The 21,454-nt window shown below is 71.9% G+C and carries 18 protein-coding genes; 9 read left to right on the top strand and 9 right to left on the bottom strand.

Annotated features, from left to right (window positions below):
• Positions 1–98: 98 nt before the first annotated feature.
• The 5 genes from ACBJ59_RS18570 (at position 99) to ACBJ59_RS18550 (ending at position 7,168) form a co-directional block, all read left to right on the top strand.
• On the top strand, positions 99–2,111 hold the full coding sequence (locus ACBJ59_RS18570; RefSeq protein WP_375111442.1) for a serine/threonine-protein kinase: 2,013 nt from the start codon (positions 99–101) through the stop codon (positions 2,109–2,111).
• Positions 2,112–2,127: 16 nt separating this feature from the next.
• Positions 2,128–3,924, top strand: a complete 1,797-nt coding sequence (locus ACBJ59_RS18565; RefSeq protein ID WP_375111441.1) for a serine/threonine-protein kinase — start codon at positions 2,128–2,130, stop codon at positions 3,922–3,924.
• 36 nt (positions 3,925–3,960) lie between these two features.
• Positions 3,961–5,175, top strand: a complete 1,215-nt coding sequence (locus ACBJ59_RS18560) for a serine/threonine-protein kinase (RefSeq protein WP_375111440.1) — start codon at positions 3,961–3,963, stop codon at positions 5,173–5,175.
• A 240-nt stretch (positions 5,176–5,415) separates the two neighbouring features.
• Positions 5,416–6,195 carry an electron transfer flavoprotein subunit beta/FixA family protein gene (locus ACBJ59_RS18555; protein WP_375111439.1) on the top strand — a complete coding sequence of 260 codons (780 nt, stop codon included), beginning with the start codon at positions 5,416–5,418 and terminating at the stop codon, positions 6,193–6,195.
• A gap of 19 nt (positions 6,196–6,214) precedes the next feature.
• Entirely contained in the window at positions 6,215–7,168 is a 954-nt protein-coding gene (locus ACBJ59_RS18550; RefSeq protein WP_375111438.1) for an electron transfer flavoprotein subunit alpha/FixB family protein, read from the top strand.
• Between the two features lie 122 nt (positions 7,169–7,290).
• Here the strand turns inward: ACBJ59_RS18550 and ACBJ59_RS18545 are convergent, their stop codons facing one another.
• The 7 genes from ACBJ59_RS18545 to ACBJ59_RS18515 all read right to left on the bottom strand — a co-directional run bounded on the left by ACBJ59_RS18545 (position 7,291) and on the right by ACBJ59_RS18515 (position 13,723).
• Positions 7,291–8,793, bottom strand: coding sequence for an ATP-binding protein (locus ACBJ59_RS18545; RefSeq protein WP_375111437.1), 1,503 nt, complete (start codon positions 8,791–8,793; stop codon positions 7,291–7,293).
• The gene (locus ACBJ59_RS18540) at positions 8,790–9,494 is read right to left on the bottom strand and encodes a response regulator transcription factor (RefSeq protein ID WP_375111523.1); all 705 of its coding nucleotides are present in this window, start codon (positions 9,492–9,494) and stop codon (positions 8,790–8,792) included. The genes ACBJ59_RS18545 and ACBJ59_RS18540 overlap by 4 nt, the downstream gene beginning before the upstream one ends.
• Positions 9,495–9,531: 37 nt before the next feature.
• A complete protein-coding gene (locus ACBJ59_RS18535; protein WP_375111436.1) occupies positions 9,532–10,296 on the bottom strand; it encodes a hypothetical protein in 765 nt (254 codons plus the stop codon).
• The gene (locus ACBJ59_RS18530) at positions 10,293–11,192 is read right to left on the bottom strand and encodes an ABC transporter ATP-binding protein (RefSeq protein WP_375111435.1); all 900 of its coding nucleotides are present in this window, start codon (positions 11,190–11,192) and stop codon (positions 10,293–10,295) included. The genes ACBJ59_RS18535 and ACBJ59_RS18530 overlap by 4 nt, the downstream gene beginning before the upstream one ends.
• 118 nt (positions 11,193–11,310) lie before the next feature.
• Positions 11,311–11,808: an HIT family protein gene (locus tag ACBJ59_RS18525; RefSeq protein WP_375111434.1), complete on the bottom strand. Its 498-nt coding sequence runs from the start codon at positions 11,806–11,808 to the stop codon at positions 11,311–11,313.
• Positions 11,809–11,820: 12 nt separating this feature from the next.
• A complete protein-coding gene (locus ACBJ59_RS18520) occupies positions 11,821–13,008 on the bottom strand; it encodes an MFS transporter (RefSeq protein ID WP_375111433.1) in 1,188 nt (395 codons plus the stop codon).
• A gap of 199 nt (positions 13,009–13,207) precedes the next feature.
• Positions 13,208–13,723, bottom strand: a complete 516-nt coding sequence (locus tag ACBJ59_RS18515; protein WP_364117832.1) for a TetR/AcrR family transcriptional regulator — start codon at positions 13,721–13,723, stop codon at positions 13,208–13,210.
• Between the two features lie 54 nt (positions 13,724–13,777).
• Here ACBJ59_RS18515 and ACBJ59_RS18510 point away from each other — a divergent pair, with 54 nt between their 5' ends.
• The gene (locus ACBJ59_RS18510; protein WP_375111432.1) at positions 13,778–14,941 is read left to right on the top strand and encodes a cysteine desulfurase family protein; all 1,164 of its coding nucleotides are present in this window, start codon (positions 13,778–13,780) and stop codon (positions 14,939–14,941) included.
• Positions 14,942–15,037: 96 nt separating this feature from the next.
• Here ACBJ59_RS18510 and ACBJ59_RS18505 read toward each other — a convergent pair whose 3' ends face one another.
• Positions 15,038–16,090 (bottom strand): DUF695 domain-containing protein, encoded by a 1,053-nt coding sequence (locus ACBJ59_RS18505; protein ID WP_375111431.1) that lies wholly within the window; start codon positions 16,088–16,090, stop codon positions 15,038–15,040.
• Positions 16,091–16,156: 66 nt separating this feature from the next.
• Between ACBJ59_RS18505 and mnmA the strand changes: the two genes are divergently transcribed.
• Complete coding sequence (gene mnmA, locus ACBJ59_RS18500) at positions 16,157–17,275, top strand: tRNA 2-thiouridine(34) synthase MnmA (RefSeq protein ID WP_375111430.1); 1,119 nt, start codon at positions 16,157–16,159, stop codon at positions 17,273–17,275.
• 28 nt (positions 17,276–17,303) lie between these two features.
• Here the strand turns inward: mnmA and ACBJ59_RS18495 are convergent, their stop codons facing one another.
• Entirely contained in the window at positions 17,304–17,936 is a 633-nt protein-coding gene (locus ACBJ59_RS18495; RefSeq protein ID WP_375111429.1) for an MBL fold metallo-hydrolase, read from the bottom strand.
• Positions 17,937–17,960: 24 nt separating this feature from the next.
• Between ACBJ59_RS18495 and ACBJ59_RS18490 the strand changes: the two genes are divergently transcribed.
• Positions 17,961–18,953 (top strand): methionine synthase, encoded by a 993-nt coding sequence (locus ACBJ59_RS18490; protein ID WP_375111428.1) that lies wholly within the window; start codon positions 17,961–17,963, stop codon positions 18,951–18,953.
• Positions 18,954–19,017: 64 nt separating this feature from the next.
• Positions 19,018–21,207, top strand: a complete 2,190-nt coding sequence (ligA, locus tag ACBJ59_RS18485) for an NAD-dependent DNA ligase LigA (protein WP_375111427.1) — start codon at positions 19,018–19,020, stop codon at positions 21,205–21,207.
• Positions 21,208–21,454: the final 247 nt, after the last annotated feature.

Below are 21,454 nucleotides of genomic sequence, written 5' to 3'. Positions count from 1 at the left end.
GGAAACCGATGAGGCCGTTCTGGACGTTGTACGAGTGGGAATGTGGCCTCATGGTTCATCTCGTGGGCGGGGATTAAGCCGGTATGGTGCTTCATGCCATGAACGATGACCGACTAGGCCCTTACCGGCTGCTCAGGCGGCTCGGTGAAGGCGGGATGGGCGTTGTCCACCTCGCTGTCGACCCGCAGGGTCGGCAGGTGGCGGTCAAGGTCCTGCGCGGAGAGGTCGCCGGTGACGAGGTCGCCAGGCGGCGGCTTTCGCGTGAGGTCGAGACCATGCGCAGGGTGCGCAGCAAATACATCGCCGAGGTGCTCGACGCCGACGTGACCGGTCATCGCCCGTACATCGTCACGCGTTACGTCCCCGGCCGCGGTCTCGACGAGATCGTCAAGGACGACGGGCCGCTCGACCTGCCCGCGCTGGTCAGGGTCGCGCACGGCGTGGCCTCCGCGCTGGCCGTCGTGCACTCCGTGGGCGTGATCCACCGCGACCTCAAGCCCGGCAACGTGCTGATCCTCGACGGCGAGCCCGTCCTGATCGACTTCGGCATCGCCCAGGCGGTCGACGCGACGCGGCTCACGCAGACCGGCATGTTCATCGGCACGCCCGGCTACCTCGCGCCCGAGATCATCGAGGGCCAGGAGGCGGGGCCCGAGGTCGACATCCACGCGTGGGCGGGCACGCTGCTCTACGCGGGCACGGGCCAGCCGCCCTTCGGCAAGGGCACGCTGGAGATGATCTTCTACAACATCACCGCGGGCAAGGCCGACATCAGCGCCGCCCCCGCGGAGCTGCAGCCGCTGCTGAAGGCGGCCTTCCAGCGCAACCCGGCCAAGCGGCCCAAGGCCGCCGATCTGGCCGAACGGGCCGCCAGGCTGCTGCCCAAGCCGGTGGCGGGCGCGAGCTCCTCGCCCGACGAGGTCTCGACGGTGCCGCGTCCCGACGCGCCGCCGCCGGCCGCCCTGCCGACCCCGCCGCGGCTGGCCGACAAGCCGTCCTACGACGTCTCCACGCCGCCGGTGACGCCCAAGCGGCTGCTGGAGAGCCAGGAGCAGCCTGCCCCACCACCGCAGGACCAGCAGTACGTCTCGCTGCTGCCCAACCAGCCCGACCCGTGGCCGACCCGCAGGGTGCCGCCGGAGGAGCTGCGGCAGATCCAGCGCGAGGCGTTCGGCTACCCGCCGCCGGCGGCCGGCAACGGCCCCGCGGTCCCGCCGCACCCCGAGGCCGACGTGCCCACGAGGCGGGTGCGCCCCGACTCGCCCGACTACCGCAGGGTCAACCCGCCGCAGCAGCAGACCCCCAACTCCGGCCGGCCAGGCGCGGGCTCCGACCTGCCCGACTACGGCCGCCCGGGTGCTGGTCCCGACCTGCCCGACTACGGCCGGCCCAACCCGATCCCGGTGCAGCCGCCCCCTTACATCCCGGCCCAGCAGCAATACCCGCAGCCGGACCTGTCGACCAAGCGCGAGCCCTACATCCCGAGCGTCCAGCCGGGCAAGGTACTGCAGCGTTCCAGGGCGTACGGCGTGGCGAGCGCGATGCTGCTGATCCTGATGATCGTGGCGGCCGTGCAGGCGCCGGTGCTCGTGGCGGTCGTCGCGGTCCCGCTCGCGATCCTGCTGCGCGCGGCCGACCTGGCCCAGCCGCAGCTCACGGCCCGCAGGGCGGCGGGCGCCGCGGCGCTCGACGTGCTGAGGGTGTTCGCCTACCCGGCGGCGCTGGCCAAATCGGCCGGCATCACGCTGGCGCTCGTGCTCTACGCGCTCATCCTCGGTCTCCCGGTGACGTTGCTGCTCACCGTGGTGGCGCGGATGGACCCGTCCAACGCCCTGGCCTGGGGTGCCGCGATCGCGCTCTGGACCGTCTGCGCAGGCCCCGGCGTGGAGGGTCCCGGCAAACAGATGCGCAGAACGCTCTCATCGCTCGTACCCTCGAGAACAGCGGCGATGGTGACGGCGGGAATCCTCGCGGCGGGTGCCGCGCTCTCGCTGATCCTCGCTTACGGCACGTTCGGGGACAAGCCTAAGGGGGAGGCCGTATGGACTCCGCTGAACGTCGATCCAGTGGTCGAGCAACTGAAAGGTCTGAGGGGGAATTCCGGGGGATGACGCGGGGAAGGTGGCGATGAGCACCCAAGCACCAGAACGTCTGGGCCCGTACCGTCTGGTCAGGAAGATCGGCGAAGGTGGCATGGGGGTCGTCCACCTCGGTCTCGACGGCGAGGGCCGCGAGGTCGCCATCAAGGTGTTGCACCCGCACGTGGCCGCCGACCTCAAGGCGCGCGACCGGCTCACCCGCGAGGTCGAGACCATGCGCAGGGTGCGCAGCCCGCACGTCGCCGAGGTGATCGACGCCGAGCTCGTGGGCGGGCAGCCGTACGTGGTGACCCGCTTCGCGCCCGGCCGCACGCTGGAGGACACCGTCCTGGCCGAGGGCGCGCTGGAGGCGCGCGACCTCATCAGGCTCGCCCAGGGGCTCTGCCAGGCGCTGGTGGCCATCCACGCGGCCGACGTGATCCACCGCGACTTCAAGCCGTCCAACGTCATGCTCGTCGACGGCGAGCCGCTGGTCATCGACTTCGGCATCGCCCACCTGGTGAACGCCACCAGGCTGACGCAGACGGGGATGTTCGTCGGCACGCCGGGCTATCTGGCGCCCGAGATCATCCGCGACTCGGAGATCACCCAGGCGGCCGACGTGCACGCGCTGGCCTCGACGGTGTTCTTCGCCGCGACCGGGGCGCCGCCGTTCGGCACGGGCACGTTCGAGGCGGTCTGCTTCAACATCATGGAAGGCCGGGCGCAGCTCGACAAGGCGCCCGCGTGGCTGCGCGGCTGGCTCAACCGGGCCCTGCAGGTCGAGCCGTCGGTCCGGCCCGGCGCCCAGGAGCTGCTCCGGATGGCCAGGGCGCTCGACCCGTCGGTGACGACGTTCAACGAGGCGTCCTTCGAGGGGCCGACCGGCACCAAGCGGCTGGCCGACCGCACGCGGACCATGGACACGTTCTCCGACCTGCTGCCGCCGGTCGAATACCGCAAGCCGGCGCCCCCGCCGGCGCCGCCGCGCCGCGAGGCGCGCACCGCGCCGCCGCGCAGGGAGGAGCGGCCGCCACCCTACGTGCCCGCGCCGATGCCCGCCAGGCCGCCGATGCCGCGCCCGGACCAGCGGGTGGCCGGCTACCCGGCGCCGCAGCCCACCTCGCCGTCCCAGGTCAGGCCCTACACCCCGCCGTCCCAGTACAGTCCGCCGTCCGAGCGCAAGAGATACCTGTTCGGCAGCCAGGTCGTCGGCCTGCTCCTGCTGGTCACGCTGGTGGCGCTGACCGTGGCCAGGCCCGTTATGGCGGGCGCGGTGGCCGTGGCGCTCGCTCTGGTGCTGCGCCTCGGCGAATACCTCTTCGGCGACATGGTCAAGCGGCGTCAGGTGCGCGGGAGCAGCGCGGCCGATCCGCTGCTCATCGTGGTCGGCACGCCGTGGGCGCTGGTCAAGTCAGCCCTCGTGACGCTGGTGCACGTGCCGCTGGCGCTGCTGTTCGGGATCTGCGTCTGGGGCTTCCTCTACTGGGCGGGCCAGGCGGGCGTCAACGAGGCGGCCGCCTACGCGGCGGGCGCCTTCGCCGCCGGACTGTTCGTGCTGCCCGGCGGCGGCGCGCCGCGCAAGGCCGTCACGCGCACGTTCACCGGGGTGCTGCGCAGCCCGGGCGCGGCGCTGGTCGCCGTCGTGCTGGTGGGCACGGCCGCGCTGTTCGCGGTCATGTACGCGCTGAGCCAGGACCCGGTGTGGGCGCCGTGGCAGGAGCCGGAGACGGTGATCAACGATCTGGCCGGCGATGCCAGGCAGAGCACGATCGGCCTGATCACCGGGCTGATCGGCAGCCTGCTGGACGGTCTGGGGCTGGGGTTCCTGAATCCCTGGTCCTGAGTGTCCCCGCCGCCGCTCGGGGGGAGAGATGAAGGTATGAGCGAGCACCTCGGCCCGTACGAGCTTCTCTCCCGTCTCGGGGCCGGTGGATTCGGCGAGGTGCACCTGGCGCTGGACCCCGAGGGGCGCACGGTGGCGGTCAAGGTGCTGCACCCGCACGTCGCGGCCGACGGCATGGCCCTGGCCCGGCTGGCGCGCGAGGTGGAGACCATGCGCATGGTCGGCGGGCCGCACGTGGCGGAGGTGCTGGACGCCTCGCTGGAGGGCGCCAGGCCCTACCTCGTGACCCGCTACGTGCAGGGCCGGCCGCTCAGCTCCGTCCCCGTGCCCGTCGCCGACCTGCGGCGGCTCGCCGCGGGCCTGGCCGACGCGCTGCTGGCCATGCACGAGTCGGGGGTGGTGCACCGCGATCTCAAGCCGGCCAACGTGATGATGACCGAGGGCGAGCCGGTCGTCATCGACTTCGGCATCGCCAGCGCGCTCGACTCGCTGTCCGTCACGGCCTCGGGCGCGGTGGTGGGCACGCCCGGCTACCTGGCTCCCGAGGTGCTCGAGGGGCGGCCCGTGGGCATGGAGGCCGACGTGTTCTCGTTCGGGGCGACGCTGGCGTACGCGGCCACCGGGCGGCAGCCGTACGGGCAGGGGCCCGCCTCCGCGGTCGCTTACCGGGTCGTGCACCACCCGCCCGACCTCGAGGGTGCGCCGGAGTGGCTGCAGCCGCTGTTACGCGAGTGCCTGTCCACCGACCCCGCCGCGCGGCCGACGGCGGCGCAGATCTGCGCCAGGCTGGAGGTCGCGCCCGTCTCCCACGTGCCTCACCTGAGCGCTCCGGTCGTACGCCCGCGGTCGGCGGCCGACGACATGAGCACCAGGGAGTGGCGGTCCGGCAAGGAGCAGCATCGGCGCTCGGTGGCGGAGTCGCGGGCCAGGCACCGGGAGAAGGTGCGCCGGCGCTGGCTGATCGGCTCGGGCCTGTTCGTGTCGCTGCTGGCGGCCGCCGCCCGCGAGCCGCTGCCCGAGGTGTCGTTGTTCCTGCTGGCGGCGTACGCGCTGGCCCTGGTCTCCGACGCGGGGGTGGCGCTGTTCTCCCGCGGCCCGTACAAACGCAGCCGCCTGATCACGGACGCGGTCTGCGTGGCGGGGGCGGCCGGGCTGTGCTTCGGGCTGGCAGCGCTGTTCAGCACGTTCACACTGGCCTTGTTCGCGGGTACGGCACTGGTGCTGGGAGTCGTTTTCCTGCTGTCGGCGTAGCCCTCGCAGCTGACGACCGAATAAAGTTCGGTATGGTAGAGAGGGTGGTAGTGGTTTCCGTGCCAATCGCACTGGCTGCCGGTTTGCGCGTAAGCTACCCACGGGTAACATAACCGCTGAACCACGGCAGACCCTCTGTCGGGGGCCCGCAGGGCACCTGGCAGTCTGGACAGATGCATTCGGCGCCCACCGCCAGCGTGGCGGGGGCGCACGCGAACTACGGGAGGTCGGCCACCGGCCATGAACATCGTCGTCTGCGTGAAGCAGGTCCCCGACACGGCGACCGAGCGCAAGCTGCGGTCCGATGACAACACGCTCGACCGCGACGCCGCTGACGGCGTGGTCAACGAGCTTGACGAATACGCGGTCGAAGAGGCGCTGAAGCTCAAGGAGGCCCATGGCGGTGAGGTGACCGTCCTGACCATGGGTCCCGGCAAGGCCACCGACACCATCCGCAAGGCGCTGGCCATGGGCGCCGACAAGGCCGTCCACCTCAGCGACGACGCGCTGCACGGCTCCGACGCCCTGTCGACCTCGTACGCGATGGCCCAGGTGCTCAAGAAGATCGGGTTCGACCTGGTCATCCTGGGTTCGGAGTCCACCGACGCGCGCACCGGGATGCTCGCCGCCATGCTCGCCGAGCGGCTCGGCACGCCCCAGCTCACGCTGGCCAACAAGGTCGAGGTCGAGGGCACCTCGATCAAGGTCCAGCGGCTGGCCGACTACGGTTTCGACCGGGTCGAGGCGTCGCTGCCGGCCGTCGTGTCCGTGGTCGAGAAGATCAACGAGCCCCGCTACCCGTCGTTCAAGGGCATCATGGCGGCGAAGAAGAAGCCGGTCGAGACGCTGGCCATCGGCGACGCCTCCATCGACGCCGCGCAGGTGGGCCTGGCCGCCGCCTGGTCCGAGGTCGTCGACTTCGCCCCGGCCCCGCCGCGGGCGGCCGGCACGATCGTCAAGGACGAGGGCGACGGTGGCGTGAGCGCCGCCGAGTTCCTGGCGTCCAAGAAGTTCATCTGAGAACGGGGGTTTTACGGAAATGTCGGAGATTCTCGTTCTCGTTGAGCAGGCCGAAGGCGAGGTCAAGAAGGTCACGCTCGAACTGCTGACCCTGGCCCGCACCCTCGGCACCCCCGCCGCCGTCTGGGCCGGCCCCGGCATCTCGGCCGAGGCCAAGGCCCGGCTGGCCGAGTACGGCGCGGAGAAGATCTACGTCGCCGGCTCCAGCGACATCGTGGACCACGTGGTCGCCCCCAAGGCCGAGCTGCTCGCCCAGCTCGTGGCCTCCGCCTCGGCGGCCGCCGTCCTGGTGGCGGCCACGGCCGAGGGCAAGGAGATCGCCGGCCGCCTGGCCATCAAGACGGACTCCGGCGTCATCACCGACGCCGTGGGCCTGAGCGAGGGCTTCGTGGCCGACCAGTCCATCTTCGGCGGCGGCGTCAACGTGCACTCCAAGGTGCGCAAGGGCACGCCCATCATCGCCGTACGCCCCAACTCCACCGCCCCCGTGGCGGCCGCGGGCGCCGGGGTCGAGGAGGAGGTTTCGGTCACCCTGTCCGACGCCGCCAAGGCCACCCGAGTCGTGGAGCGGGTCAAGCAGGAGAAGGGCGCCCGGCCGGAGCTGACGGAGGCCGCGATCGTGGTCTCCGGCGGGCGCGGCGTGGGCTCGGCGGAGAACTTCTCGGTCATCGAGACCCTCGCCGACTCCCTGGGTGCGGCCGTGGGCGCCTCCCGCGCCGCCACGGACGCGGGCTGGTACCCGCACCAGTTCCAGGTGGGCCAGACGGGCAAGACGGTGTCGCCGCAGCTGTACATCGCGGCCGGGATCTCGGGGGCCATCCAGCACCGGGCCGGCATGCAGACGGCCAAGACGATCGTCGCCATCAACAAGGACCCGGAGGCCCCGATCTTCGAGCTGGCGGACTACGGCGTGGTCGGCGACCTCCACCAGGTCCTGCCCCAGCTCACCGAAGAGATCGACAAGCGCAAGTAGGCCGGCCGGGGAGCACGGTCTCCGCTCTCGGCGCTCTCCGCGCGGGGAGCTCAGGCAGTGACGTCTGGGGGGCACCGCCCCCCAGACGTCCTCGACAAGCCTGGGCGGGAGCCGAGGGTCGGTCAGCGGTCGGTGATGGGAAGCCTGATCTGGAAGCAAGCGCCCTCACCCGGGGACGAGCGCAGCTCCACACGCCCCCCGTGAGCGGCCACGATGGACCGGACGATGGCCAGCCCCAGCCCAGCCCCGCCCGTGGCGCGGGCACGGGAGCCGTCCGCGCGGTAGAAGCGGTCGAACACGCGCGCCGCCTCCTCCGCCCCCAGCCCCGGCCCCTCGTCCTCGATGACCAGCACCGACTCCCCGCCGTCCGTGCCCACGCCGATCCTGACTGGGGTGCCGGCGGGTGTGTGGGTGACGGCGTTGCCGACGAGGTTGCTGACGACCTGTCTCAGCCGGGCCTCGTCGCCCAGGACCGGGGCGGTGGCCGCCGGACCGCCGGACGGGCCGGTGAAGGCGATGGGCCGGGTCGGGTCGAGGGCGGTGAAGTCGTGGCGGGCGTCGGCGGCGAGGGTACGCAGGTCCATCGGGGTCAGCTCCAGCCCCGGGCCGTCGCTCTCGTCGAGGCCGGCGAGCAGGAGCAGGTCGTCCACCAGCTTGGCCAGGCGGCCCGACTCGCTCTCGATGCGGGCCAGCGCGGGCCCGGCCTCCGTGCCTCCCATGCGGTACAGCTCCGAGAAGCCCTTGATGCCGAACAGCGGGGTGCGCAGCTCGTGGCTGACGTCGGCGACGAACCGGCGCATGCGGGCTTCAGACTCCACCTTCGCCGCGACCCCCTGCTCGATCTGGGCGAGCATCTTGTTGAGCGAGCGTGCCAGGCGCCCGACCTCCGTGCCCGGCGGGGCCGGCTCGGGCACGCGGCGGGTGAGGTCGCCGTCCGCGATGGCCGCCGCCGTCTCCTCCACCCGGCGCAACGGCGCCAGACCGGCCCTGATCGCGAACCCGCCCACCAGCGCCAGCACGGCCAGCAGCAACGATCCGGCCACGAGGCAGGCGGCGCGCATCCGGTTGACGGTCGTGTGCATGGCCTCCAGCGACACCGCCGCCACCACGCTGGAGTGCGCGAACTCCGTGCTCGTGCGCTTGGCGGGCAGCGCCACGGCGCGCCACTCCTCGCCGTCCGCCCCCTCCACGGTGAACGGCCGCCCGCCGCGGGCCGCGACGGCGGCGGTGTCGAGGCGGGGCAGGCCGGGCCCGGGCATGTCGCCGTACGCGCGCAGCACGGCGCCGCCGGGCGACAGGTACGCCGCGTACCCCTTGGTGACGAGGTCGGGCTCGCCCAGCACGAGCGGGGTCTGGCTCGCCCGCTTCTCCAGCATGGCCGCCAGCGCGGTGGCCAGCTCGGGCGGCACCGACGACAGCGCCGTGCCCATCGGGCTGAGCTGGGCGTCCACGCGGGCCCTGAGCTGGGTCTCCAGCTGCCGGACGAGGACCGAGCTGATCATTGCCAGGCCGGCGACGAGCAGGGCGACCGTGATCGCCAGCAGCCGGGCGCGCAACGACAGCCCCCTGCCGATGCGCGGCAGCCGGGCGCGCCCGCCGCCGGGTCGTGGCAGGCGGCTGGTCATGGTTTCGGCTTGCGGAGCAGGTAGCCGACGCCGTGCACGGTGTGGATCAGCCGGGGTGACTCGCCGGTGTCCAGCTTGCGCCGCAGATAGCTCACGTACGTGTCCACGATGCTCGTGTCACCGGCGAAGTCGTAGCGCCACACGGTCTCCAGGATCTGCGACTTGGGCAGCACCCGCCCGGCGTTGAGCACCAGGTGGTGCAGGAGCCGGAACTCCGTCGGCGACAGGCGCACCGGGCGGCCCGCCCTGGTCACCTGGTGGCCGTCGGGATCGACCTCCAGGTCTCCCACGACCAGCGTGTGGTCGTCGGGGATCGCGCCCGTGCGCCGCAGGATGGCCCTGATGCGGGCCAGCAGCTCCTCCAGGTCGAACGGCTTGGTCACGTAGTCGTCGCCGCCCAGCCGGAGACCGTTGATCTTGTCGGCCGTGGTGTCGCGGGCCGTCAGGAACAGTACGGGCACCGGCCCCGGCCGCCCGCCGGCCCTGGGCAGGCCGCGCAGGCGGCGCAGCACCTCGAAGCCGTCCAGGTCGGGCAGCATGACGTCGAGCAGCACCAGGTCGGGCGGGTCACGCCGGGCCTCCTCCAGCGCCTGGGTGCCGTTGTCGGCGGAGCTCACGGTGAAGCCCGCGAACCGCAACGTCGCCGACAGCAGCTCCTTGACGGTGGGCTCGTCGTCGACCACCAGCAGCCGTTCGCCCATGTGAGCCACGTGAGGCACCTCCCGAGGTCCAGGGTAGTCAGGCGTCCCGGTTCTTGAACTGGACGAACGCCGCGACCAGCAGCACCGCGACGAACCCGACGAGCACCCCGAAAGCCACCACGGGCGGCAGCTCGGACGTCCCTGAGACGGCCTGGAAGGCGGCCGTGTTCGGCCAGTAGGTGTGCATGAACTCCCGCAGGCCGCCGGGCGCGCTCGAGGCCAGGACGGGGATCAGGAGGAAGGCGGTGCTGACGTTCACGGCGGAGGCCGTGCCGCGCAGCAGGAAGCCCAGGGCGAGCCCGAACAGTGCCAGCAGCGTGAACACGACCGGCCCGAGCAGGAGCAGGACCAGCGCGCCCGGCTCGCCCGGCATGACGTACGGAGCGCCGTTCGCCGCGAGGACGGTCTGGCCGGTGGTGTACATCAGCCACACCCCGGCCACGCTCACCGGCAGGGCGGTCAGCACGGTCATGCCGGCCTTGGCGGCCATCAGGTGACCGCGCCGGCCCACGGCGGCCACGCTCGCGCGCATCGTGCCGGAGCCGTACTCGGAGGTGGCGACCAGCACCCCCAGCGCCGAGACCAGGAGCTGGACCACGAACAGCCCGCGCATGCCCATGTCCAGCGGCTGGAAGTCCAGCCGCTCCTGCGCCGTGGCCGTGGCGTAGTCGCCGGCCGACGCGTTGCCGAACAGCCATCCGAACAGCCCGGACACGACGACGATCGCCAGCGACAGCACCATGGTGGCCCTGATGCTGCTGAACTTCGTCCACTCCGCCCTGAGCACGCCCGCCTCGATCATCGTGCCCCTCCGTACTCCACGGCGTCGCGGGTCAGCTCCATGAACGCCTCCTCCAGGGACGCGGGCCGCAGGGTCAGCTCGTGCAGCGTGACGCCCTCGGCCGCCGCCAGCCGCCCCACGTCGGGCGCGCTCATGCCGGTGACCAGCAGCTCGTCGCCGGAACCGGCTCGTACGCGGGCGCCCGACAGCTCCAGGCGCCGGGCGAAGGAGCCGGCCTCGGGCGTGCGGACGAGGACGGGAGCCCCGGCGCCGGTGAACTCGCCGATCTCGGCCTCGGTGATGAGCCGGCCCTTCCCGATGATCACCAGCCGGTTCGCGGTCAGCGCCATCTCGCTCATCAGGTGGCTGGAGAGCAGCACCGTACGCCCCTCGGCGGCCAGCTCCCGGACGAGCGTGCGGATCCACAGGACGCCCTCCGGGTCCAGCCCGTTGACCGGCTCGTCCAGCAGCAGCACCGGCGGATCCCCCAGCAGCGCGGCGGCCAGGCCCAGCCGCTGGCTCATCCCCAGCGAGAACCCGCCCGCCTTCCTGCCCGCCGCGTCCGTCAGCCCGACCAGGTCGAGCACCTCCTCGACGCGGGAGACCGGGAGGCGGTTGGTCTGGGCGAGGTAGAGCAGGTGCTTGTACGCCGTGCGCTGCGGGTGCACGGCCTGCGAGTCCAGCATCGAGCCGATCACGCGCAGCGGGTGCGGCAGGTCGTGGGGGCCACGGCCGTTGATCGTGACCGTGCCGGAGGTGGGCAGGTCGAGGCCGAGGATCATGCGCATGGTCGTGGTCTTGCCGGCGCCGTTCGGGCCGAGGAAGCCGGTGACGAGGCCCGGCCGTACCGTGAAGGAGAGGTCGTCCACGGCGAGCCGCTCGCCGTAGCGTTTGGACAGTCCGTTGAGCTGGATCATGGGTCCAGCGTGGGGTGGCTCGTTGGAGGCGTTCTGAGGGGTTCTGTGAGGTCTCTGTGAGCGGGATGGCGCCACGTGGGGTCGCGCCGCGCCGCCCGCGCCGATCCACAGGGAACTCTCAGGCCAGGGCCGCCCGCAGGCGGGCGGCCAGCTCCTCGGCCTGGGCCTGGCTCCAGGAGATCGTGCCGTTCTCGGACATGAGCGCGTGGAACTGCTGCTTCCGGTACGGGGTGCCCGGCGGGAGCGGGGCCACGTGCCAGTGCAGGTGGGCGTTGCCCTGACGGCTGCCGAGGGACAGCAGGTAGGTGCGCTCCGACGGCACCACCGCCTCCACGGCCAAGGCCACCTTCCTGACCACGCCCATGATCGCGTGGTAGTCGTCCTCGTCGAGGTCGCGTACGACGTGCTCGACGTGCCGCTTCGGGCTGACCAGGACGTACCCCGGCATCGTGGGGTAGCGGGCCAGGAAGGCGAGGTGCCGGTCGTCCTCGTAGACGATCTGCTCGAGGGCGTAGTCGGGGTCGCCGGCCACGATCGCGCAGATGAAGCACGGGCGGGACCGCACCCGCGCTTCATACGCCTCGACGTCGAAGAGCACGTTTCGTTCGAGATCCATCCCGCGATGGTCTCAGGCGGCGGCCTTGGCGGGCTCCCTCGCGGGGAGGGGGCTCACCCGGGCCGGCTCGCCGCGCGGGAGCAGGCGGGCGGCCAGGGCGATCAGCACGCCCAGGACGACGCCGATGCCCAGCGCCGTACGCAGGGAGGTGGCGTCCGACAGGAAGCCGATCACCACGGGGCCGAGCAGCAGGCCCGCGTACCCCATGGCGCCCGCCTGGGCGATCGCGGGACCCGGCGCGTCGGTGGCCGTGCCCGCGAGCGACAGTGTCAGCGGCGAGATCGTCGCCACCCCGAGCCCGACGAAGAACATCGCCGCCACCGCCACCAGCGCCGCCGGCGCCAGCAGCACGACCGCGAAGAAGCCGGCCGTGGCCACCCCGGACACGGTCAGCATCCCGCGCACCCCGAACCTGACCCGCAGCCGGTCACCGGTGAGCCGGGCGATCAGCATGCCGGCCTCGAACACCGGGTACCCGAGCGCCGCCAGGGCCTCGGGGGCGCCGAGCTCGTCGCGCATGTACAGGCCGTTCCAGTCGGCGACCGTGCCCTCGACCATGAAGGCGAAGAACATGATCGCGCCGAGCAGGTAGACGATCGGCGGCATGCGGCGCCGCCCGGCGGTCGCGGTGGCCGCCGCCGGGGGCTCCGGCAGGTACGTACGGCCGAGCAGCACCATGACCGGCAGCGAGACCAGCGCGATCAGCGTCACGTGCAGCGTGAACGGCAGGTCGGCGGCGATGGCCAGGCTGCCCAGCCCGCCCGCCGAGATGGCGCCCACGCACCAGCCGGCGTGCATGCCGTTCATCAGCGGCCGCTTGTACGCCTGCTCGACGGCCGAACCCTGGGCGTTCATGGCGACGTCCACGGTGCCGAAGGCCATGCCGAAGAGCGCCACGGCCACCAGGAGCAGCGGGAGGTCGGGGGCGACGGCCACGCCGAGGAGGCTGAGCGCCGTCAGTGGACCGCCTGCCCGCAGTACCGCCCGGCTGCCCACGCGCGCCATGACGCGTCGCATGGACTGCATCGTCACCAGAGCGCCCAGGCCCCACACCAGCAGGATCGCCCCGACCGTGGCCTCGGTCAGGCCGAGTTTGTCGGTCAGGGCCGGGATGCGCACGGTCATCGTGCCCACCATCAGGCCGGCAAGGACAAAGGTGAGGACCGCCCCGTAACGGGCACTCCTCAGCTCGCGGGTCATAAGGCCACACCTCTCACAAGTTCGTAGTTCTTCGCGGTGAATCCGGACATGCCGGGGCGCCCCCCGCCGACCGCAGCGGACGGCACAGGGCAACGCAGGACAGCGCGCGCGGCGGCGCGGGCCCGGCGTGATGTCGGGGGTTCGGGGGGAGTCAGAAGTGGCCCTCGGCGCGTGGCGCGGAGGGCGAAAAGGGATGGAATCAGGCGGGGGCGGGCGAGATGAGCGCCCTGAGGCGGAGCTCCAGAGCCTGGAGGTCGTCCTCCGAGTTGAGCTCCGGGTCGTGACTCGCCACGTCCCAGAGCCCCTCACACGCCAGCCGTACGATCTGCGCGGCCACCGGGTCCGGCTCCTCGCTCAGCCCTTCGCGGTGCCAGCGGGCCATCGCCTCGCGCAGCGGTGCGAGCAGGAAGAGGTTGCCCGACGCCCCGGTGACGACGGCCCATCGTCGCAGGCGGCCGGATCGGACGGCGGCCAGCGTCGCGCCCAGGTAGCGCTCGGTGTAGGTCTCGCCCGGCTGCCCGGCCACCAGCACGTCGAAGTCTTCGATCAACCGCTCCACCATGCCCTTGATCAGGGCCTCTTTGGAGCCGTAGTGATAGAGCAGGCCGCCCTTGCTCACGCCCGCCCGGTCCGCCACGGCGGCCAGGGTGAGCGCGCCCGAGCCCAGGTCGCAGAGGAGATCCTCCGCCGCGTCCAAAAGCTCGTCCCTTCGCATACGATCAACTGTACCGTCCGGACGGTACAGTTGCAAACGAGATACCCTGAGCACGTGACCAGACCGTCGGCCTACCTTGATCATGCGGCGACCACCCCCATGCTGCCCGAAGCGATCGAGGCCATGACGGAGCAACTCAAACGCGTCGGCAATGCTTCCTCGCTGCACGCGGCCGGCCGTCAGGTGCGCAGGGTGGTCGAGGAGTCACGCGAGACGATCGCCGACTCGCTCGGCGCCCGGCCCAGCGAGGTCGTGTTCACCTCGGGCGGCACCGAGGCCGACAACCTGGCGATCAAGGGCCTCTACTGGGCGCGCCGCCCACGCAAGCGGGTGCTGATCAGCTCCGTGGAGCACCACGCCGCGCTCGACCCGGCCCAGTGGCTGGCCGACAGCCAGGGCGCCGAGGTGGAGCTGCTGGAGGTGGACGAGCACGGCCGCGTGCACCCCGACACGCTGCGCGCCGCCATCGAGCGCGACCCCGGCGACGTGGCCATGATCAGCATCATGTGGGCCAACAACGAGGTCGGCACCATCCAGCCGATCCACGTGCTGGCCGCCATCGCGCACGACCACGGCATCCCGTTCCACACCGACGCGGTGCAGGCGATCGGGCAGTTGCCGGTGTCGTTCAGCGGCTCGGGGGCCGACGCGCTCACGCTGACCGGCCACAAGGTCGGCGGCCCGATGGGGGTCGGCGCGCTGCTGCTGACCAGGGGGCTCACGCCGGTCTCCGTGCAGCACGGCGGGGGCCAGGAGCGCGACGTGCGCTCGGGCACGCTCGACGCGCCCGCCATCGCGGGGCTCGCCGCCGCCGTCAGCACCGCCGTACGCGAGCAGGAGACCCTCGGCCGCCACCTGGCGTCGCTGCGCGACGAGCTCATCCACCGCGTACGCGAGGCCGTTCCCGACGTGGTGCTCAACGGCGACCCCGGCAACCGGCTGCCCGGCAACGCTCACTTCTCCTTCCCCGGCTGCGAGGGCGACGCGCTGCTCATGCTGCTCGACGCCAAGGGCGTGGAGTGCTCGACCGGCTCGGCCTGCTCGGCGGGCGTGGCGCAGCCGTCCCACGTGCTGCTGGCCATGGGCGCGGACGCGGCGGCGGCGCGCGGGTCGCTGCGGTTCACGCTGGGCCACACCTCGACGCGCGACGACGTGGACCGCCTGATCGAGGTGCTCCCGGCCGCCGTCGAGCGCGCCCGCCGCGCCGGCCTCGGCTGACCCCAGGCCGTCAGAAGGCTGAGCCCAGACCGCAGAAGGCCCGGCTCACCCGCGACAGGCCCGTGAGCCGGGCGGCCTCAGGTCGGGAGGCCGGGCTCAGGTGAGGAAGGGGGCGACGGCGGTCCAGGCGGGGTCGGCGGAGACGTCGACCCTCGGCTCGCCCTCCTCCCAGCCCACGATCAGCTCCTTGGCGTGGATCGCGGCGTCACCGGTCGGGTCGGCGTACACGTGGATGACGCGATGCCCCTGGGAGCTCAGGTGCGCCGCCAGCACGGCGTCGTCGCGCAGCTTGAGCAGGCGGGCGGCCAGGCGCTCCTCGAAGTCGCGCAGCGCGGCCAGCGAGTCGCCGACCGGCAGGCCGTTCTCGTCGCGGTGCGCGTAGGGGAGCGTGATCTGGATGTGCTGGTCGAACAGCGGATGGTCGACCGGCCGCAGCGGGTGGCGGGCCGTGGCGACCAGCGGCGCGCCGCCGGCGGTCTGACCCTCCAGCAGCAGCCACTCCTCCTCGGTGTAGCCCGAGGCCACGTCGGCGACCACGGCCGGCAGGTGCACCGCCGCCACGGAGTCGATCGGCTCGAACGTGACCGCCGTGATCTCGCCCACCCACCTGGCCACGTCGTCCTCGCCCAGCAGCCAGTCGAGGGCCAGCAGCGTGGCCTCCAGCCTGGACTCCTCGTCGAGCTCGCCGAAGATCGGGTGGTAGGCGGCCACGTCGACCCGGGGCTGGTTGCGCGGCACGCGCAGGCCGAGCTGCAACTTGTCGAGCGCGAACTCGAAGCCGCCCACGTCGAGGGTGAGCTCCATCGCCATCGGGTTGGCCTGACGGGACGGGTGGAACTCCCACAGCAGGTCGGACGGGGGCGCGGCCTTGGCCCAGCGGTGCGCGAGCGAGCGCAGCTCGGCGTCGCCCGCGGCGGTCACCACCAGGGCGTGCGCGGCCTCCTTGCCGGGGGCCACCTCATAGGCCAGGCCGGGGTCGATCGCGGCGACCGCGGGGGTGAGCCGCTCCTCCAGCCCCTCGGGCTCGCCCGCGGCCACCATCGAGTCGAGTTGCGGCCTGGTCTCCTGCCACCACGCCCAGAAACCGGCGATGGCCTCGTCAGGCCCTTCGGCCCCTTCGTCTGCGTCCTTGCGCCCGAACAGTCGCATGCCCGAATCCTCGCAGACCCGGGCCATGGTCGTGCACTCCTGTCCGGACAGTAGGCTGGAAAGGTCATGGGACTGCGTGTGCTTGCCGCCATGTCGGGCGGCGTCGACTCCGCCGTGGCCGCCGCTCGGATAGCCGAGGCCGGTCACGACGTCACTGGTGTCCATCTCGCCCTGTCCGCCAACCCCCAATCCCATCGCACGGGAGCCAGGGGTTGCTGCACGATCGAGGACTCGCGCGACGCTCGCCGCGCCGCCGACGTGATCGGCATCCCGTTCTACATCTGGGACATGGCCGAGCGTTTCCAGCGCGACGTGATCGAGGACTTCGTGGCCGAATACGCCGCCGGTCGCACCCCCAACCCGTGCCTGCGCTGCAACGAGAAGATCAAGTTCGCGGCGGTGCTCGATCGGGCGCTGGCTCTGGGCTTCGACGCGGTCGCCACCGGCCACCACGCCAAGCTGGTCGACGGGGTGCTGTCCAGGAGCGTCGACGAGGGCAAGGACCAGTCCTACGTCCTCGGCGTGCTGACCCGCGAGCAGCTCGGCCACGCGATCTTCCCGCTGGGCGACTCGACCAAGGCCGAGGTGCGAGAGGAGGCCGCCAGGCGTGGCCTGACCGTCGCCGACAAGCCCGACAGCCACGACATCTGCTTCATCGCCGACGGCGACACGCGCAGCTTCCTGGCCGAGCGGCTCGGCTCGGCCGAGGGGCCGATCGTCGACGAGAGCGGCGCGGTCGTGGGCAGCCACCAGGGCGCCCACGGGTTCACGATCGGGCAGCGCAAGGGCCTGCACATCGACCGGCCGGCCGCGGACGGCCGGCCGCGCTACGTGCTGTCCATCGAGCCGGTGTCCAACACCGTCACGGTCGGCCCGCGTGCGGCGCTGCAGGTCACCTCGATCGTCTGCGGCAGCCCGGTCTGGAACGGGCCCGTCTGGAACGGGCCCATCTCGAACGGGCCCGTCTCGAACGGGCCGGTCCGGAACGGGCCGGCCGCCTCCGACGACGTGACCGTGCAGCTGCGGGCCCACGGCGAGGTCTATCCGTGCACGTTCGAGGAGATCGCGGGCGGGCTGCGGATCGACCTGGGCCGGGCGGCCACGGGCGTCGCCGCCGGCCAGGCCGCGGTGCTCTACTCCGGCTCGACGGTCATCGGATCGGCGACCATCGTGTCCGCCGGCTGAAGCTGATTGACCAGCTGAGGGTGGCCGACTAGCTGAGGGTGGTCGACTCGCCGACCGCGAGGCGGCGGATGTCGGCGCCCTGCTTCTCCGCCTCCATCCGCAGCCAGTTGTCGACCAGGGCCAGGCCGATCTCGCTGTAGAGGGCGTCGTGGGTGGAATATGCGCGCGCCGGGCGGATCGTACGGAGGTATTCCACCATCTCCATCAGCTTCAGCCACGGCGCGCCGGTCGGCACCAGCAGCGTGGAGACCTCCACGTCCGGCACGGTCAGCGCGTCACCCGGGTAGAAGAGCTCGTCGTCGAGCAGGAAACCGACGTTCTGGACGATGCTCATGTCGGGGTGGTTCTTGGCATGCCACTCGCCGAACACCTTCACCCCGAAACCGGCCGTCTCGAACCCGTCGCCGTGCCGTACCACCTGGACCTTGCCCGGCACCTCGGTCAGCTCCGCAGCGACGCCCTCGCAGGTCCAGATCTCCAGGTCGGGCGAGGCGGCCTTCAGCTTCTCGACGTCCACGTGGTCGAAGTGCTGGTGGGTGATGAGCACCGCGTCGGCGCCGTCGAGCACCGGACCCTTGCTGAAGGTGCCGGGGTCGATGACCAGGACCTTGCCGTTCTTCTCCAACCGGACGCAGGCGTGGTCGAGTTTCGTGAGCTTCATTCGGCAGAGCCTACGCTGGTGCCCATGTCTACGTGGGAAGCCACCGGGGTTGGTTCGCATCCGGGTGAGGATCATCTTGAGGCGATCAGGATCGTGTTCGGCGAGGTGCCCGGCCTGCCGTACCTGCCAGAGCTGCCCGCCAGGGGCGTCGGGGCCGACATGGTCGGGCGTACGGCGGGGTTGCTGGTCGACCTGCACGTCGAGGTGCAGCCCTCCGGGTGGCGGCTGAGCGACCGGCCGGGGCGCGACCACCAGCGGGCCGTCGACCACCTGCGGCGCGACCTCGACGGGCTGGAGGAGATCGGGCACGACCACTCGGGGCCGCTGAAGCTGCAGGTCTGCGGGCCGTGGACGCTGGCGGGGTCGATCGAGCTCAAGTACGGGGACAAGATGCTCTCCGACGCCGGGGCCGTACGCGACCTGACCGCCTCGCTGGCGCAGGGGGTCGCGGATCACTGCGCCGAGGTGCGGCGCAGGGTGCCCGGGGTGACGGAGATCGTGCTGCAGCTCGACGAGCCCGGGCTGCCGGGCGTGCTGGCGGGCAACGTGCCGACCGCCTCGGGGTTCGGGCGGCTGGCGGCGGTCGAGGAGTGGCGGGTGGAGGAGTCGCTGCGGCTGTTCGACGAGCCCGTGGTGCACTGCTGCGCCCCCGCCGTGCCGTTCGCCGTGCTGCGCCGGGCCGGGGTTCGCGGGGTATCCGTGGACGCCGCGCTGCTGCGGCGCAGGGACGACGACGCGCTCGGGGAGCTGTTCGAGGCGGGGATGGCGCTGTTCCTGGGTGTCGTGCCGGGCAGGGACGTGCGGCTGGCCGGTCCGGGGGTGGTGGCCAAGCCGGCGGTGGAGCTGTGGCGGCGGCTGGGGTTCGAGCCGGACCGGCTGGCCACCCAGGTCGTGCTGACCCCGGCGTGCGGGCTGGCGGGGGCCTCTCCCGCGTACGCCCGGGCGGCGCTGGCGGCCTGCAGGAAGGCGGCCCAGGTGCTCAGGGACGATCCGGCGAACGGGATGCCGGGCGACTGAGCGTGTCACCGTCGGTGCCCGGCGGTAGCGTTTGCTCAGGTTGTCGGATGGAAGGAGGGTCGGCGTGAGTGAGGCTGACACCGAGGTCGGAGGCGTGCCGGTGACCGCGCTCAAGCGGCATGCGGAGCTGAGCGAGCTGGTCGAGGACGCACGCTGGCGCTACTACGTGCTCGACCAGCCCACGGTGAGTGACGCCCAGTTCGACGAGTGGTTCAAGGAGCTGCTCACGCTGGAGGCGGCGCATCCGACGCTCCAGACGCCCGACTCGCCCACTCAGAAGGTGGGCGCGCCGGTTTCGGGTGATTTCGCCAAGGTTCAGCACCTCAACCGGATGGAGAGCCTCGACAACGCCTTCAACGCCGAGGACATGGCGGCCTGGCAGGCGCGGGCCGAGCGGCTGGCCGAGCGTGACCCCGGCCCCTACCTGTGCGAGCTGAAGATCGACGGGCTGGCGATCGCGCTGGTCTACCGCGACGGGAAGCTGGAGCGGGGCGCGACGCGCGGCGACGGGCGCACGGGCGACGACGTGACGGCCAACGTACGCACGATCAAGGGCATCCCGCACCGCCTCAAGGGCGACGACATCCCGAGCCTGGTCGAGGTGCGCGGCGAGGTCTACATCCCGGTCGAGGACTTCAAGAAGCTCAACGAGCAGCTGATAGAGCAGGGCAAGACGCCGTTCGCCAACCCGCGCAACTCCGCGGCCGGCACGCTGCGGCAGAAGGATCCGCGCATCACGGCCCAGCGGCCGCTGCGGATGCTGGTGCACGGCATCGGCCTCTGGGAGGGCGCGGCGGAGCCGCGGGCGCAGTCGCACGTCTACGACCGGCTGCGGGAGTTCGGCCTGCCGGTCAGCGACCTCTACCAGGTGCTGCCGGGGCTCGACCAGATCAACGAGTTCATCGAGCACTACCACGCGCACCGGCACGACCCGCCCTACGAGATCGACGGCGTCGTGGTCAAGGTCGACGACTTCCGGCTGCAGCGGGAGCTGGGCTCGACCTCGCGGGCACCGCGGTGGGCGATCGCGTACAAATACCCGCCGGAAGAGGTCAACACCAAGCTGCTCGACATCCAGGTGGGAGTCGGGCGCACCGGGCGGGTCACGCCGTTCGCGGTGATGGAGCCGGTCGTCGTGGCGGGCTCGACCGTCGTGCGGGCCACGCTGCACAACGCGGCGATCGTGGTCAAGAAGGGCGTGCTCATCGGCGACACCGTGGTGCTGCGCAAGGCGGGCGACGTCATCCCCGAGATCGTCGGGCCGGTCACGGCGCTGCGTGACGGGTCCGAGCGGGAGTTCGTCATGCCGACGCACTGCCCGGAGTGCGGCACGGAGCTGGCGTACGAGAAGGAGGGTGACGCCGACCTGCGCTGCCCCAACGCCCGCGGTTGCCCGGCCCAGATCCGCGAGCGCATCTTCTTCGCCGCCGGCCGGCGCGCGCTCGACATCGACGGGCTCGGCTACGTCGCGGCCACCGCGCTCAGCCAGCCGCTGCCGCCGCAGGAGCCGGTCGTGCGCACCGAGGCCGACCTGTTCGACCTGACGCTGGAGCAGCTCATCCCGATCAAGTCGGTGGTCCGCGACCAGGACACCGGCCTGCCCAAGATCGACCCGAAGACGGGGGAGGAGAAGGTGGTCACCTTCTTCTCCAACATCAGCGGCGAGCCCAGCCAGAACGCGCTGCGGCTGATGGAGGAGCTGGAGCGGGCCAAGCAGTCCTCGCTCGCGCAGGTGCTGGTGGCCCTGTCGATCCGGCACATCGGCCCGCCCACGGCCCGCGCCCTGGCCGACGCCATGAGGTCGATCGACGCCATCATGAACGCCTCCGAGGAGGAGTTGGCCGCGGTCGAGGGCATCGGGCCCAGGGTGGCGGCCACGGTCAAGGAGTGGTTCGAGGTCGACTGGCACCGGGAGATCGTCGAGCGCTGGCGGGCCGCCGGGGTCCGGATGGAGGACGAGCCGGCTCCCGAGAAGGGGCCGCAGACCCTCGAAGGGCTGACGTTCGTGGTGACCGGCACGCTGGAGGGCTACACGCGTGACTCGGCCTCCGACGCGCTCACCAGCCGGGGCGGCAAGGTGTCGGGGTCGGTGTCGAAGAAGACCTCGTTCCTGGTGGCGGGGGAGAACGCGGGGTCGAAATACGACAAGGCGGTGAGTCTCGGCGTGCCCATCCTCGACGGGGCCGGGTTCGAGGTGCTGCTGAAGGAGGGGCCGGAGGCCGCGGCCGGGGCGGTGGTCACTCCGGAGGCCTGATCTCCGTTCTACCGGGGCTCGCTCGTGTGGACGAGCGGGCCCCCTTGTCGTGTGCCCCGCCGTGTGCTCCGCCGCGTGCCGCGTCATGCGTCGTGTCGCGGACCGCTCGGGTCTTAGCGTGCATGGTTTGCTACTGAGGGTGCTTTTTGGGTATATGTCGGAAAGGAGAAGTGACGGAACGTACGCGCTTGGTTTCGCGAAGTGGGGTGAAGGTCGTACCCTCCCATAGTGACCTAATGGGGGTTCT

The sequence above is a fragment of the Nonomuraea sp. MTCD27 genome (assembly GCF_041950495.1).
In the GTDB taxonomy this organism is placed as follows: Bacteria; Actinomycetota; Actinomycetes; order Streptosporangiales; family Streptosporangiaceae; genus Nonomuraea.
Note: the sequence above shows the minus strand (reverse complement) of the source record. Positions and strands in the feature narration are given on the sequence as shown.